At 72.3% G+C, this 14,452-nt stretch carries 13 protein-coding genes and 1 pseudogene; all 14 read left to right on the forward strand.

Features of this window, described 5'->3' with window-relative positions; all coding sequences use genetic code 11:
* Nucleotides 1-46: 46 nt before the first annotated feature.
* The 14 genes and pseudogenes from ACIP5W_RS30840 to ACIP5W_RS30905 all read left to right on the forward strand — a co-directional run bounded on the left by ACIP5W_RS30840 (nucleotide 47) and on the right by ACIP5W_RS30905 (nucleotide 14,411).
* On the forward strand, nucleotides 47-982 hold the full coding sequence (locus ACIP5W_RS30840; protein ID WP_401480512.1) for a carbohydrate ABC transporter permease: 936 nt from the start codon (nucleotides 47-49) through the stop codon (nucleotides 980-982).
* Complete coding sequence (locus ACIP5W_RS30845; RefSeq protein ID WP_401480514.1) at nucleotides 979-1,881, forward strand: carbohydrate ABC transporter permease; 903 nt, start codon at nucleotides 979-981, stop codon at nucleotides 1,879-1,881. The genes ACIP5W_RS30840 and ACIP5W_RS30845 overlap by 4 nt, the downstream gene beginning before the upstream one ends.
* A gap of 142 nt (nucleotides 1,882-2,023) precedes the next feature.
* Nucleotides 2,024-3,220 (forward strand): Gfo/Idh/MocA family protein, encoded by a 1,197-nt coding sequence (locus ACIP5W_RS30850; RefSeq protein WP_401480516.1) that lies wholly within the window; start codon nucleotides 2,024-2,026, stop codon nucleotides 3,218-3,220.
* Nucleotides 3,220-4,071 (forward strand): PmoA family protein, encoded by an 852-nt coding sequence (locus ACIP5W_RS30855; protein ID WP_401480518.1) that lies wholly within the window; start codon nucleotides 3,220-3,222, stop codon nucleotides 4,069-4,071. The genes ACIP5W_RS30850 and ACIP5W_RS30855 overlap by 1 nt, the downstream gene beginning before the upstream one ends.
* A gap of 11 nt (nucleotides 4,072-4,082) precedes the next feature.
* Nucleotides 4,083-5,591: a family 43 glycosylhydrolase gene (locus ACIP5W_RS30860; protein WP_401480603.1), complete on the forward strand. Its 1,509-nt coding sequence runs from the start codon at nucleotides 4,083-4,085 to the stop codon at nucleotides 5,589-5,591.
* 33 nt (nucleotides 5,592-5,624) lie between these two features.
* Nucleotides 5,625-6,326 (forward strand): hypothetical protein, encoded by a 702-nt coding sequence (locus ACIP5W_RS30865; RefSeq protein WP_401480520.1) that lies wholly within the window; start codon nucleotides 5,625-5,627, stop codon nucleotides 6,324-6,326.
* A 67-nt stretch (nucleotides 6,327-6,393) separates the two neighbouring features.
* The gene (locus ACIP5W_RS30870; RefSeq protein ID WP_401480522.1) at nucleotides 6,394-7,734 is read left to right on the forward strand and encodes an ABC transporter substrate-binding protein; all 1,341 of its coding nucleotides are present in this window, start codon (nucleotides 6,394-6,396) and stop codon (nucleotides 7,732-7,734) included.
* A gap of 176 nt (nucleotides 7,735-7,910) precedes the next feature.
* Nucleotides 7,911-8,708, forward strand: a complete 798-nt coding sequence (locus ACIP5W_RS30875) for a rhamnogalacturonan acetylesterase (RefSeq protein ID WP_401480524.1) — start codon at nucleotides 7,911-7,913, stop codon at nucleotides 8,706-8,708.
* Nucleotides 8,709-8,738: 30 nt separating this feature from the next.
* Nucleotides 8,739-10,058: a polysaccharide lyase family 1 protein gene (locus ACIP5W_RS30880; protein ID WP_401480526.1), complete on the forward strand. Its 1,320-nt coding sequence runs from the start codon at nucleotides 8,739-8,741 to the stop codon at nucleotides 10,056-10,058.
* A gap of 217 nt (nucleotides 10,059-10,275) precedes the next feature.
* A complete protein-coding gene (locus ACIP5W_RS30885) occupies nucleotides 10,276-11,403 on the forward strand; it encodes a pectinesterase family protein (protein WP_401480528.1) in 1,128 nt (375 codons plus the stop codon).
* A gap of 1 nt (nucleotide 11,404) precedes the next feature.
* Complete coding sequence (locus ACIP5W_RS30890) at nucleotides 11,405-11,602, forward strand: hypothetical protein (RefSeq protein WP_401480530.1); 198 nt, start codon at nucleotides 11,405-11,407, stop codon at nucleotides 11,600-11,602.
* Nucleotides 11,589-12,746, forward strand: coding sequence for a dienelactone hydrolase family protein (locus ACIP5W_RS30895; protein ID WP_401480532.1), 1,158 nt, complete (start codon nucleotides 11,589-11,591; stop codon nucleotides 12,744-12,746). The genes ACIP5W_RS30890 and ACIP5W_RS30895 overlap by 14 nt, the downstream gene beginning before the upstream one ends.
* Before the next feature lie 13 nt (nucleotides 12,747-12,759).
* Nucleotides 12,760-13,116 (forward strand): annotated as a pseudogene (locus tag ACIP5W_RS30900) (pectate lyase); the annotation flags it as partial.
* Between the two features lie 140 nt (nucleotides 13,117-13,256).
* The gene (locus tag ACIP5W_RS30905) at nucleotides 13,257-14,411 is read left to right on the forward strand and encodes a right-handed parallel beta-helix repeat-containing protein (protein ID WP_401480534.1); all 1,155 of its coding nucleotides are present in this window, start codon (nucleotides 13,257-13,259) and stop codon (nucleotides 14,409-14,411) included.
* Nucleotides 14,412-14,452: the final 41 nt, after the last annotated feature.

A 14,452-nucleotide genomic window follows, 5' to 3' on the forward strand; every position in this document is an offset into this window, starting at 1 on the left:
ACGCCAGCACGACGTACGACGACGTACCCAGAAACGGAGAACAGTCATGGCCCAAGCCGCAGCCGTGGCGAAACCGCCCGCGCCAGCCCGGCGGCGCCGTGCCTCCGCCACGCCGCGCAGGCTGCCGTACCTGCTGATCGCGCCGGCGGCCCTGCTCATGCTGGGCTTCATCGCCTACCCGGTCATCAGCGTCTTCTACTACAGCCTGCAGAACTACAACCCCACCAAACCGTGGCGCAACGGCTACGCGGGCTTCGACAACTTCGTCCACGCCTTCACCGAGGACCCGATCTTCTGGGACACACTGGTCTTCAGCGCCCAGTGGGTGTTCGTCGAGGTCGGGCTCCAGCTGATGTTCGGTCTGGCGCTGGCGCTCATCGTCAACCAGACCTTCGTGGGCCGCTCGCTCGGCCGCGCCCTGGTCTTCTCCCCGTGGGCCGTCTCCGGCGTGCTGACCTCCGCGATCTGGGTGCTGCTCTACAACTCCCAGACGGGCATCACCCGTTACCTCGCGGACATGGGCATCGGCAGCTACGGCACCAGCTGGCTGTCGGACACCTCCACGGTGTTCCCGGCCGCGATCGTCGCCGACCTGTGGCGCGGCGTCCCCTTCTTCGCGATCCTCATCCTCGCCGACCTCCAGTCCGTCTCGAAGGACCTGTACGAGGCCGCCGAGGTCGACGGGGCCAGCAGGCTCAAGCAGTTCTGGCACATCACGCTGCCCCACCTGAAGGACGCGATCGTCCTGTCCACGCTGCTGCGCGCGGTGTGGGAGTTCAACAACGTCGACCTGCTCTACACCCTGACCGGCGGCGGGCCCGCGGGCGAGACCACCACACTGCCCCTCTACATCGCCAACACCTCCGTGGACGCCCACAACTTCGGCTACGCGTCCGCCCTGACCACCGTCGCGTTCGTGATCCTGCTCTTCTGCTCGATGGTCTACCTGAGGCTGAGCAAGTTCGGAAGTGAGGCCAAGTGATCACCAAGGAGGCCACCGAGGTGGCGCCCACGCCCGTGAGCGTCCCCACCGCGTCCGAGCCGCGCCCGCGCGGCGGGAAGAACCGCGCCTGGGACGAGGCCCCGCGCTGGCAGATCTACCTGCCGCTGTCGGTCTACCTCGTCTTCACGCTGATCCCCTTCTACTGGATCCTGCTGTTCGCGCTGCGCCCGGCCGGTTCCACCTCGCTGCTGCCCTGGCCGCTCACCTTCGACCACTTCGAGAAGGTCTGGACGGACCGCAGCTTCGGCACCTACTTCCAGAACAGCCTGCTCGTCGGTGTCGCCACCCTGCTGATGACGACCCTCGTCGCGCTGGCCGGCGGCTACGCCCTCGCCCGCTTCGACTTCAAGGTCAAGCGCGCCTTCATGCTGGCCCTGCTCTGCTCCCAGTTCGTGCCGGGCGCGCTGCTGCTGGTCCCGCTGTTCGAGATCTTTGCCGAACTCCAGATGATCAACTCGCTGACCAGCGTGATCATCGCCGAGACGGTGTTCCAGCTGCCGCTGTCGATGATCCTGATCAGCAACTTCATCAAGAACGTGCCGTACTCGCTGGAGGAGGCGGCCTGGGTCGACGGCTGCAACCGGCTGACGGCTTTCCGCATCGTCGTGCTGCCGCTGCTGCGGCCCGGTCTGATCGCCGTCGGCTCCTTCGCCTTCGTGCACTCCTGGAACCACTTCCTGTTCGCCCTGATGTTCCTCAACAACCAGAGCAAGCAGACGATCCCGGTCGGCCTCAACACCCTGATGAGCGCGGACAGCGTCGACCTCGGCGCCCTCGCCGCCGGCGGCATCATCGCCGCCGTCCCGGTGGTGCTCGTGTTCGCCTTCATCCAGAAGTGGCTGATCACCGGCTTCAGCGCAGGGGCGGTGAAGGGATGAGGATCCGTCACCCCGCCGCGGCGACGGCCGCCGGCCGCCGCACCCCCGCCCCGCGCGCGGCGGCCGGCAGCACCACGGCGGCCGGCAGCACAACGGCGGCCGACCGCGGGACGGCACGCGGTGCGGGCGCGGGGAGGATCCCGTGAACACCCCCGAACCCCTGACCACGGGAGCTCCGCCGAGCACGGGCGTCCCCGTCGTCCTGGCCGGTGCGCGCGGCCACGGCCGCTGGCACCTGGAGAACATCCGCCGTCTCCAGGACAAGGGCATCGTCCGCCTCGCGGGCATCTGCGAGCTGACCCCGCTCACCCCCGACGAGATCCCGGAGGGCCTCGGCACGCCCGAGCAGTCCGCCGACTTCGGCGCGCTGCTGGACTCCACCGGCGCCCGGATCGCCGTCGTCTGCACCCCGATCCCCACCCACACCGACCTGGCGCTGACCGCGGCCCGCAAGGGCGTGCACCTGCTGCTGGAGAAGCCGCCGGCACCGTCGTACGCGGAGTTCCGCCGGATGGCCGACGGGGTCGCCGAGGCGGGCGTGGTCTGCCAGATCGGCTTCCAGTCGCTGGGCTCGCACGCCGTGCCCGCGGTCCGCCGGATGATCGGCGACGGGGTGATCGGCGAGGTCACCGGGGTCGGCGGGGCCGGCGCCTGGGCCCGCCCGGAGGCCTACTTCCGGCGCGCCCCCTGGGCCGGGAAGCGGCGGCTGAACGGTGTCGACGTGATCGACGGCGCCCTCACCAACCCGCTCGCGCACGCCGTCGCCACCGCCCTCACGCTGGCCGGCGTCACCCGAACCGAGGACGTCACCGGCATCGAGACCGAGCTGGCGCACGCCAACGCCATCGAGTCCGACGACACCTCCTGCGTCCGGATCACCACCGCCGCCGGACGTCCCGTCGTCGTCGCCGCGACCCTGTGCGCGGAGGACCCCGACGACCCGTACGTCGTCGTCCACGGCACCCACGGCCGGATCACCTTCTGGTACAAGCAGGACCGCGTCCTGCTCCAGCGCGGCGGCCACGGCCCCGAGGAGTTCGAGTACGGCCGCACCGACCTGCTGGAGAACCTCGTCGACCACCTCACCGACGGCACCGACCTGCTGGTCCCGCCGGCCGTGACCGAGGCGTTCATGCGGGTCGTCGAGGCGGTCCGGGTCGCCCCCGACCCGCTCGAACTGCCCGACGACGCCTGGCACCGGATCCCCGGCGAGGACCGCCGGGTCGTCCCCGGCGTCGACGGGCTGGTCGCCGCCGCCGCCGACACCCTCGCCCTCTTCTCCGAGCTGGGCGCCGCCTGGGCGTCCCCGACCGCGCACCCGAAAGGGGTGGACACCTGATGGCACAGGCTCCCGACGCACCCGTCGTGCTGCGGGTCGCGGGCCGCCCGGTCGGCGCCTACGTCACCCGGCCCGAGCTGCCCGACCGGCTCTCCCCGCGCCCCTTCCTGCACCCCGTCACCACCCTGGCCGGCACGACCGTCACCGAACTGAGCCCCGCCGACCACACCCACCACCTCGGCGTCGGTGTCGCCGTTCCCGACGTCGAGGGGCACAACTTCTGGGGCGGCCGCACCTACGTCCGCGACCGGGGCCCGACCGAACTGGCCAACCACGGCGTGCAGCGGCACACCGGCTTCCCCCTGTGCGACCCCGACGGCTTCGTGGAGGAGCTGCGCTGGACGGCCGCCGGAACCGAGCTGCTGCGCGAACGCCGTACGGTCGCGGCCACCGGACTCACCGACACCGCCTGGGCCCTGGACTTCACCTTCTCCCTCACCAACGTCACCCCGGACCCGGTGACCATCGGCAGCCCGGCGACGAACGGGCGCCCCGGCGCGGCCTACGGCGGCTTCTTCTGGCGCGCCCGCAAGGAGGACCAGGCCCCCGACGTCTTCACCGCCACCGCCGAGGGCGAGGCCGAGGTGCACGGCGCGTGCGCCGACTGGCTCGCCCTGGCCGGCGCCCGCTGGAGCCTGGTGTTCGCGGGCGCCACCGACGCCACCCGCCGCGACCCCTGGTTCGTGCGCACCGCCGAGTACCCGGGCGTCGGCTCCTCGCTCGCCTGTGCCGAGCGGCTCGTGATCGCCCCCGGCGACACCGCCGTCCGCCGCGTCGTCACCGTCGTCGCCGACGGCCGCCTCGGGCGCGACGAGGCCGCCGCCCTCGTGCGGAAGGCGGTCACCCAGTGACGGACGAAGCCGTGGCCGGCGAAACGTACGAGAACCCGGTCCTGAACGCCGACTGGTCCGACCCGGACGTGGTGTGCGTCGGCGACGACTTCTACCTCACCGCCTCCAGCTTCGGCCGGGCCCCCGGCCTGCCGCTGCTGCACTCCCGCGACCTGGTCGACTGGACGCTGGTCGGGCACGCCCTCGAACGCCTGGAACCGGCGGCCGAGTTCGACTCCCCGCGCCACGACCGCGGGGTCTGGGCGCCTTCGCTGCGCCACCACGACGACCGCTTCTGGATCTTCTGGGGCGACCCCGACCAGGGCATCTTCCAGGTCAACGCCCCCGAGATCAGAGGGCCCTGGACCCGGCCCCACCTGCTGAAGGAGGGCAAGGGCCTGATCGACCCGTGCCCCCTGTGGGACGAGGAGACCGGCGAGGCCCACCTGGTCCACGCCTGGGCGAAGTCCCGCTCCGGGATCAAGAACCGCCTCACCGGCCACCGGATGCACCCCGACGGCACCTCCCTCCTCGACGACGGCAAGGTGATCGTCGACGGGGACCGCATCCCCGGCTGGTTCACCATCGAGGGACCCAAGCTGTACCGGCACGACGGCTGGTTCTGGATCCTCGCCCCGGCCGGCGGCGTGGAGACCGGCTGGCAGGGCGCCTTCCGCTCCCGGGACTTCTTCGGCCCCTACGAGGAGAGGATCGTCCTGGAGCAGAAGGACACCGACGTCAACGGCCCCCACCAGGGCGGCTGGGTGCGCACCCCGTCCGGCGAGGACTGGTTCCTGCACTTCCAGCAGCGCGGCGCGTACGGCAGGGTCGTGCACCTCCAGCCGATGCGCTGGGGTGAGGACGGCTGGCCGGTGCTCGGGGACGACGGCGCCCCCGTCGCCGTGCACCGCAGGCCCGCTCTGCCGCCGCAGCCCGCCGCCGCGCCCGCCACCGACGACGACTTCCCCGGCGGACGGTTCGGCAGGCAGTGGCAGTGGACGGCCAACCCCCAGGACGGCTGGGCCACCCAGCACTCCGGCGACGGACTGCGCCTGTCCTGTGTCCGTACGGCCGACGCGCACGACCTGCGCAAACTGCCCCACGTGCTCACCCAGCGGCTGCCCGGCACCCCGTCGGTGGCCGAGGTGGAGCTGGAGCTGCACGGCGAGGAGCCCGGCGCACGGGCCGGACTCGCGGTGCTCGGGGACGCCTTCGCCTGGATCGGGCTGGAACGCGCCACCGACGGCACGGTCCACCTCGTGCACCGCTTCGCCGAGGCCGTCGCCGAGCGGGAACGGGACGCCGCCCACCCGCGGCCCGCCCCGCACAACAGGGTCCGCCTGCGCATCGAGATCGGTGCCGGCGCCCGCTGCCGTTTCGCCTACGACCTCGGCGACGGCCGACGCCACAGCGGACCCGTCTTCGCCGCCACCCCCTGGCGCTGGGTGGGCGCCCTGCTCGGCCTGTTCGCCCTGGCACCCGAGGCACCGGGCCGCCCCGGGGCCGCCACGTTCACCCGCTTCAGAATCAGCCCCCTCTAACCCACCGCAACGCTCAGCCTGTCGGGAGCCGCAATGACGCACTTCCCCAGCAAGCGCTCGTCGAGACCCGGCGTCGTCCTGGCCGCCGTGGCCGGCCTGGTCGCCGCGCTGGGCCTCGGCGCGGTCGGCGAGGCCCACTCCGCGCCGGCCCCGGCCGCCGTCGCACCGGGCGCCCACCGCGAGGAGGCGTCCGTCCCGGCGGACGAGCCGAACATCTTGCCGCAGGGGACTGGACAGGACCGCTCCGGCACCGTCATCGTCTACGACACACCTGTGGCGCACGGGGGTTCCACCGGCAGCGCCACGGTCCGGATCACGTCCCACGACGTCACCGCCCGCCACCTCGCCCTCGGCAGCGACCTCGACGAGGCCGCGCACGAGCCGAACGGCGAGCAGGTGCCGGCGGTGGGCACGGCCGGCGGCCGGATCGTCCTCGACGGCGCCGCCTTCCCGGGCGACCGGGACACCCTGATCACCGACAGCCCCGGGCCGGACGTGATCAGCCCGGCCCGCATCCGCGCCTCCTGCCCGAAGGACGGCGTCGACCTCCTCCACGGACGGGCGACGACCGCCGTCGAACGCTCCGTGACCCGGGCGCCCGGCCGCTGGTCCGCCGCGGACGACGGCCGCGGCACGGCCGTCCGGCCACTGATCCGTGACACCGAGGCACGGACCCGCACCGTCGCCGACCACCTCAGGGGCACCGGCAACCGGGCTCCCCACGCCCGCCGCTGACCCCGCGCGCCCCCACATGCCCGTACAGCCCGTTGGATCCAGAAGAGAAGAAGAAGAGAGCCGACCAATGAAGATCAGCATCCACAGAAGCAGGCGCGCCGCCACGGCCGTAGCCCTGGGGGCCGCGCTCGCCCTGACCGCCACCGCCTGCGGTGACGACGGCAGCGGCGCCGGCGGGGACAAGGGGGCCGACGGCAGCGGCAAGGGCAAGATCGTCTTCTGGGACAACAACGGCGGTGTCCGCACTGACATCTGGAAGGAGATCATCGCCGACTTCGAGAAGGCCAACCCGGACATCGACGTCGAGTACGTCGGCATCGCCTCCACCGAGTACCAGTCCAAGGTCGACACCGCCATCCAGGGCGGCGGCCTGCCGGACGTCGGCGGTGTCGGCGCGTCGATAGCGGCCGCGATCGCGGCCCAGGACGCCCTGGAGCCGCTGGACGGCCGCCTCGCCAAGTCCTCCCTCAACGGCGAACTCAACAAGTCCATGATCGAGTCGTTGAAGTCCGCCGGCGGCGGTGACGCGCTGTACTCGATCCCGACCTCCGCCAACAACGGCGTCCTCTACTACCGCACCGACCTGTTCAAGGCGGCGGGGCTGGCCGAGCCGACCACCTGGGAGGCCTTCTACACGGCGGCGGAGAAGCTGACGAACGCCGGCAAGAACCAGTTCGGGTACACCATCCGCGGCGGCGCCGGATCCATCGCCCAGGCGCTGGACGCGATGTACGGGCAGAGCGGGATCACCTCGTTCTGGAACGGGGACAAGACCACCGTCAACGACCCGAAGAACGTCGCGGCGCTGGAGAAGTACGCGGCCCTCTACAAGAAGGTCACCCCGGCCGCCGACCTCAACAACGACTTCACCAAGATGGTCGCCCAGTGGGACTCGGGCACCATCGGCATGCTGAACCACAACCTGGGCTCGTACCAGGACCACGTGAAGGCGTTCGGCGCCGACAAGTTCCGGGGCATCCCGCAGCCGGTCGGCGCCTCCGGCAAGCGGGTGCAGGTGTCCAACCCGGTCGACGGGCTCGGCATGTTCAAGAGCTCGAAGAACAAGGACGCCGCCTGGAAGTTCATCGAGTTCGCCACCTCGCAGGCGGAGAACTCGAAGTTCAACGAGTCGGCCGGCCAGGTGCCGTCGAACACCGCGGCGGCGAACGACGCGTGGATCGCCAAGGCCGAGCCGACCAAGCTGGCCGCGCAGGCGCTGTCGGACGGCTCCACGACGATCGTGCAGCTGCCGTACTACCTGCCGGACTGGGGCACCATCTCCAAGTCCGACAACGAGCCCAACTTCCAGAAGGTCCTCCTCGGCAAGCTCACCGCCAAGAAGTTCCTGGACACTCTCGCCGAGCAGCTGAACACGGCGCAGGCGGAGTGGAAGGAACAGAAGGGCTAGGCCTTCCTCCCGTGGCGCGGCGGCCGGCCGCGGTGTCCCGCCGGGGCCGGCCGTGATCCTCGCGGCGGAGCCGGCCGCTGCTTCGGCGGCGGAGCCGCACCTGTGCACCGCCCCGCGCCCCGGCAGGGGCGCGGTCCCCTCCCTGTGAGAAATCCCTGTGCGAAAGGCGCACCCCCGTGTCCCTCACCCGCAGACAGGTCACCTCGGCGGCCCTCGCCGCCGTCCCGCTCGCCGCCGCGGCCACCGGTACCGCCCGGGCCGCGGGGCGGCCCCGCACCCTCTACATCGCCGGTGACTCCACCGCCGCCCAGAAGTTCGCCGACGCGGCGCCCGAGACCGGATGGGGAACGGCGCTGCCGTTCTTCCTGCACAAGGACCGGCCGGTCGCCAACCACGCGGTGAACGGCCGCAGTTCCAAGAGCTTCGTCGACGAGGGGCGGCTGGACGTCATCCTCGCGTCGATCCGGCCGGGGGACTTCCTCCTGATCCAGTTCGCGCACAACGACGAGAAGACCGCCGACCCGGCCCGCTACACCGAGCCCTGGACGACGTACCAGGACCATCTCCGGCTGTACGTCGAGGGGGCGCGCTCCCGCGGGGCGCGGCCCGTGCTGGCGACGGCCGTGGAGCGCCGCCGCTTCGACGCGGACGGCAACGCCCTGCCCACGCACGGCGACTATCCGGCGGCGATGCGCGCCCTCGCCGCGGAGGAGGACGTCGCGCTCCTCGACCTCCAGGCCCTGTCGCTCGCGCTGTGGCAGAAGCTCGGGGCCGAGGAGACCAAGAGGTACTTCAACTGGACCGACACCGAGCAGGACAACACGCACTTCAACCCGCCGGGCGCGATCGCCGTGGCCCGGCTCGCCGCCGCCGAGCTGCTGCGCCGCCGGGTACTGACGGCGCGGGACGTGCGCCGGCTGGACACCGAGATCCCGGAGTCGTGGATCACCTGGCCCCCGGCCACCACCGCGTAACCCCTATCTCCCGTGAAAGAGAGCCGCACAGTGAATGCACAGAGATGGCATGGGCATGCCACAAAGACCGCCGTCGTGGTCGGCTGCACCGCCCTCGCCCTGACGGTCACCGGCACCCCCGCCCAGGCCCACTCCGCCCGTGACGTCGCCCGGCAGACCCTGCCGGCGGGCGACGGCTGGGCGTCGTACGGAACCGGCACCACCGGCGGTGCCGCCGCTGACGCCGAGCACGTCCACACCGTCACCACCTGGGCGGAGTTCAGGGCCGCCCTGGAGGCCGGCGGCACCGCACCGAGGATCATCAAGGTCAAGGGCACGATCGACGCCGTCTCGGAAGGGTGCGACGCCTTCGCCGCGCCCGGCTACGACTTCGACGCCTACCTCGCCGCGTACGCGCCCGAGGTGTGGGGCCTCGACACCGACCTGAGCGCCGAGCCCGCGGACAGCCCCGAGGGCCTGCGGCGCGCCTCCGCCGCCGCCCAGGACACGGCGATCAAGGTGAACGTCCCCTCCAACACCACCATCATCGGCGTGGGCAGGAACGCGGGCATCAAGGGTGCCAGCCTCCAGATCAAGGGCGTCGACAATGTGATCATCCGCAACCTCGCCTTCGAGAGCCCCATCGACTGCTTCCCGCAGTGGGACCCCACCGACGGCTCGAAGGGCAACTGGAACTCCGAGTACGACACCGCCGTCGTCTACGGGTCCACCCACGTGTGGCTGGACCACAACACGTTCACCGACGGCTCCCACCCCGACAGCGCCGCGCCGACCTACTTCGGCATGCTCTACCAGCAGCACGACGGCGAACTGGACGTCGTGCGCGGCTCGAACTACGTCACCGCCTCCTGGAACGTCTTCACCGAGCACGACAAGACGATCCTCATCGGCAACAGCGACAGCGAGTCCACCGCCGTGGGCGACCGGGGCAAGCTGAAGGTCACCTTCCACCACAACCTGTTCTCGAAGCTCGTCGAGCGCGCGCCCCGTGTCCGCTTCGGGCAGGTCGACTCCTACAACAACCACTTCGTCGCCGACCCCTCCTACTCCTACAGCTTCGGCATCGGCAAGGAGTCGCAGCTCGTCGCCCAGCACAACGCGTTCACGCTGCCCGCCGGCGTCAGCGCCGCGAAGGTGCTGAAGAAGTGGAGCGAGGCGCCGGTCACCGCCGACGGCAACTACGTCAACGGCAGGCCCGTCGACCTGATCGCCGTGCACAACGCGGAGATCCCCGCCGAGACCCTCCGGTCCGGCGCGGGCTGGACGCCCACCCTGCGCACCAGGGTCGACCCCGCGAAGGCCGTCCCCGGCATCGTCACCGGCCGGGCCGGCGCCGGAAAGATCTGCTGACCCGAACCGCACCGCAGAGCGACGCACCGCACCGCAGAGCACCGCACCGCAATGCACCGTGCGGGCCGGGGCCCCGCCGCCCCGGCCCGCACGCGCCGGCCACCCCGCATCCGAGGTCCGCATCCCACGAGCCGCACGAGCCGCACGAGCCGCACGAGCCGCACGAGCCGCACGAGCCGCACGAGTCGCACGAGTCGCACCCCGAAGGAGCACCCGCATGCCCTCGCACCACGTCCAGCTCCCCCTGTCCAGAAGGGGTTTCCTCCTGGCGAGCGCCGGTGCGGGCGCCGCCCTCGGCCTGTCGGCGGGACCCGTCCGGGCCGGCGCCCGCAGGCCGTTCGGCCGCTTCGGCTCCCCGTCCGCCCGCCTCACCCCGGGGACCCTGTACGTCGATGCGCGCGGACGCGGTGACCACACCTCGGTCCGGGACGCCGTGGCCGCCGCCACCGGCACCGGCCGCACCCTCGTCATCGCCCCCGGCACCTACCGGGAGACCCTCGCGGTCGACGTCACCCGCACCGAGGCGACCTGGATCGGCGCCTCGGAGAACCCCCGCGACGTCGTGATCGTGTACGACAACGCGGCCGGCACCCCGAAGCCCGGCGGCGGCACCCACGGCACCACCGGCTCGGCCACCACGACCGTGCAGGCCGACGGCTTCACCGCCCGCTGGATCACCTTCGCCAACGACTGGCTGCGCGCCGACCACCCCGGCGTCACCGGCACCCAGGCCGTCGCGATCAAGGTCCAGGGCGACCGCTCCGCCTTCCACCACTGCCGCTTCCTCGGCCACCAGGACACCCTCTACGCCGACTCGACCGCCCTGGGCACCTTCGCCCGGCAGTACTTCTCCCACTGCTACGCCGAGGGGGACGTCGACTTCGTCTTCGGCCGGGCCACCGCCGTCTTCGAGCACTGCCACTTCCGCACCCTGAACCGCACGGACCTCGCCGCCGCCCCCTACGGCTTCGTCTTCGCGCCCTCCACGGCCGGCGCCAACCCGCGCGGCTACCTGGTGACCGGCAGCCGGGTCACGAGCGAGGCCCCGGACGCCTTCTACAAGCTGGCCCGCCCCTGGGTGCCCAGCTCCGACACCACCGCCCGCCCCATGCTCACCGTCCGCGACACCCACCTCGGCCCCGGCATCGACGCGGTCGCGCCCTACACGAACATGTCGGCCTCCTTCCCCTGGCAGGATCAGCGGTTCGCCGAGTACCGCAACTCCGGACCCGGCGCGGTCGTCACCGTCCCCGAGAACCGGCCCCAGCTCACCCCGGAACAGGCCGCGTCGGCGACCCGGTCGGCCCACCTCGGGGACTGGACGCCCTGGAAGGAGACCTGCTGACATGCGCAGGCGCACCCTGCCGGCCGGCCTCACCGCCGGTCTGGCCGCCACCGCCACCCCCGCCCTCGCGGCCGGCACGGGCGCAGGGGGCCGCCGGGTCCTGCACGTCCGCCCCGGCGACTCCGTCCAGGCCGCGGTGGACGCCGTCCACACCCGGCGCACCTGTCTCGGGGACCGGCGGCCGTATGCGCGGCCCTGAACCGGTGGGCCGGCGGGCGTTCGTGGTCGGGACGGGGGCGGCCCTGCTGGCCGGGGGAACCGCCGGCGGGGCGCGGGCGGCGGTCGTCGACGGTCCGCTGCCCGACTTCCATCCCGCCCTCAAGGAGGCCCTCACCTTCCCGCTGGCCTGGGGGAACTCGCCGATCCGCGACTTCTGCGCCTGGCGCCGGGCCGCCCGCGCCAAGGTCGAGGAGACGCTGCTCGTCGACCGCGAGGACGGCACGCCGTACGCCCCCGAATTCCACCGGCGGGCCGAACAGGACGGCTACACGGCTGAGTTGGTGACGCTCTCCCTCACCCGCCACGAACGCGTCCGGGCCGCCCTGCTCACCCCGCACGGGCCCGGCCCCTTCCCGGCCGTGCTCCTGCTGCACGACCACGGGGCGAAATTCGACATCGGCAAGGAGAAGCTGGTCCGGCCCTGGTACGACGCCGGCCGGCTCGCCTCCGCGCAGGCCTGGACCCAGAAGTACTTCAGCGGCCGCTTCGTCGGCGACGAACTGGCCCGGCGCGGATACGTCGTGCTGGCCGCCGACGCGCTCGGCTGGGGCGACCGCGGCCCCCTCGCCTACGACCAGCAGCAGGCCCTGGCGAGCACCTTCTACCACCTGGGGTCCTCCCTGGCCGGGCTCATGGCCCGCGAGGACGCCCGCGCCGCCGGCTTCCTCGCCCGGCTGGAGCGCGTGGACCGGCGGCGGATCGCGGCCGTCGGCTTCTCCATGGGCGCCTTCCGCGCCTGGCAGGCCGCGGCGCTCACCGACGACCTCGCCGCCGCGGCCGCCGTCTGCTGGATGACCGGACTCAAGGAGATGATGGTCCCCGGCAACAACACCCTGCGCGGGCAGTCCTCCTACTGCATGCTCCACCCCGGACTGCCCCGCCACCTCGACTTCCCCGACGTGGCGAGCATCGCCGCACCCAGGCCGATGCTCTTCTTCGACGGCGGCCTCGACCCGCTGTTCCCCGCCGACGGCGTCCGCACGGCCCACGAGAAGCTGCGCGCCGTCTGGCGGTCCCGCCACGCCGAGGAGCGGTTGCACCTGCGGACCTGGCCCGACCTCGGCCACGTCTTCGTCGACCGCATGCAGGACGAGGTCTTCACCTGGCTGGACCGCGTCCTCTGATCCCCACCCCCGCGCCGGCAGCGGCTTCACCGAGAACTCCGACACCGGTGCCGTCGTCGTCAACCGCACCACCGCCCGCACCACCTCCCACGCCGACGCCGACGCCCAAGCCGACGCCGAGCGGGGCCACCGCTTCGCGACCGGTTCCGCGAAGCCCGGCAAGAACCTCGCGGTGGGCAACGGCGGCGGCCAGGCCGGCAGGAGTTCCGAGGTCACCTCGGCCGGCGACGACTGGGACTCCGGCATCGCCACCCCCGCCTTCCGCTCCACGGACGCGTCCAGCACGTACGACGCCCGTCGGTCCGGCGGCGCGCTGCTTGTGACCACCTTCCTGACCACGGGCAGCACCACCATCGGGGCGACCGTGGACCGACCGCGGCGAAGGTTCCGGCATCTTTCGCACGGTCCGGCAACCCTTTCCGGCCACGGTGGCGACTGGTGTGGGGAAACGGGCCGGGGCGGCCCCTCCGGCCCGTTTCCTCTCCCTCCCCCTCAGGAAAGGAACGCCCCGTGCGTTTGAGCACCGGACGCCACCGCAGGACGCGCACCCTCTCGATCGCCGCCGCGGTGGCCGTCGCCTCGGGGGCGGGCGGCGTCTGCCTCGGCCTGACGAACGACGGCGCCCGGGCCGCGACGACCACGGTCACCGTGTCGACCACCGCGCAACTGGAGTCGGCCGTGAAGAACGCCGCCGCCGGCGCCGTCATCCAGGTCCGCGGCGGCACCTACCACCCGACGGCCACCCTGAGGTCCACGGCGAGCGGCACCCCGTCGAACCGGATCACCCTCCAGGCGTACGGTGGCGAGAAGGTGAGGATCGACGGCTCGAAGCTCCCGGCCGGCTCCTGGCTCGCCGGGATCCACGGCAGCTACTGGACCGTGCAGAACCTGACCTTCCGGAAATCCCCGGCGCAGGGCTTCGTCGTGACCTCCTCCACCGGAGGCGTCTTCAGGAACCTGGTCACCGCCGGCAACGGCGACACCGGCTTCACCCTGCGCGGCGACGACACCGTCGACAACCTCGTGCAGAACCTCGACAGCCACGGCAACTACGACCCCGCCGGACACGGCCGGAACGCGGACGGCATCGCCGTGAAGTTCGGCTCCGGCAGCGGCAACCGGATCACCGGGGCCCGTCTCCACAACAACTCCGACGACGGCCTCGACCTCTGGCAGTTCTCCACGCCGGTCACCGTCGAGCACTCCTGGGCCTTCGGCAACGGCAGGAACCGGTGGGGCGACGCCGCCTTCGAGGGCAACGGCAACGGGTTCAAGCTGGGCGGCGGAGGCGTCGTCGTGGCGCACGTCGTGAACGACAACGCGGCCTGGGACAACACGCTGAACGGGTTCACCGAGAACTCCAACCCCGGCGCGATCGTCCTGAACCGCAACACCGCGTACGCCAACGCGCAGACCGGCTTCTGCTTCGCGACCGGCAGGGCCCGGCTGGCCCGCAACCTCGCCGTGGGCGACAAGGGCGGCCCGGCCGAGCTGGGCTCCGCCACGGTGACCGCCGCGAACAACTGGGACGGCGGCGTCGGCACCCCGGCGTTCAGGTCGACGGACGCGACGACGGCGTACGGCGCCCGCACGGCGGACGGGTCGCTGCCGGCGACGACGTTCCTGACCACCGGGTCCACCACGATCGGCGCCACCATGGACTGAACCGGACAGCCGAACGCCCCCGCCGGTGACCGCCGGCGGGG

Origin of the sequence: Streptomyces sp. NPDC088766 (assembly GCF_044750845.1) — a bacterium.
Classification (GTDB): Bacteria; Actinomycetota; Actinomycetes; order Streptomycetales; family Streptomycetaceae; genus Streptomyces.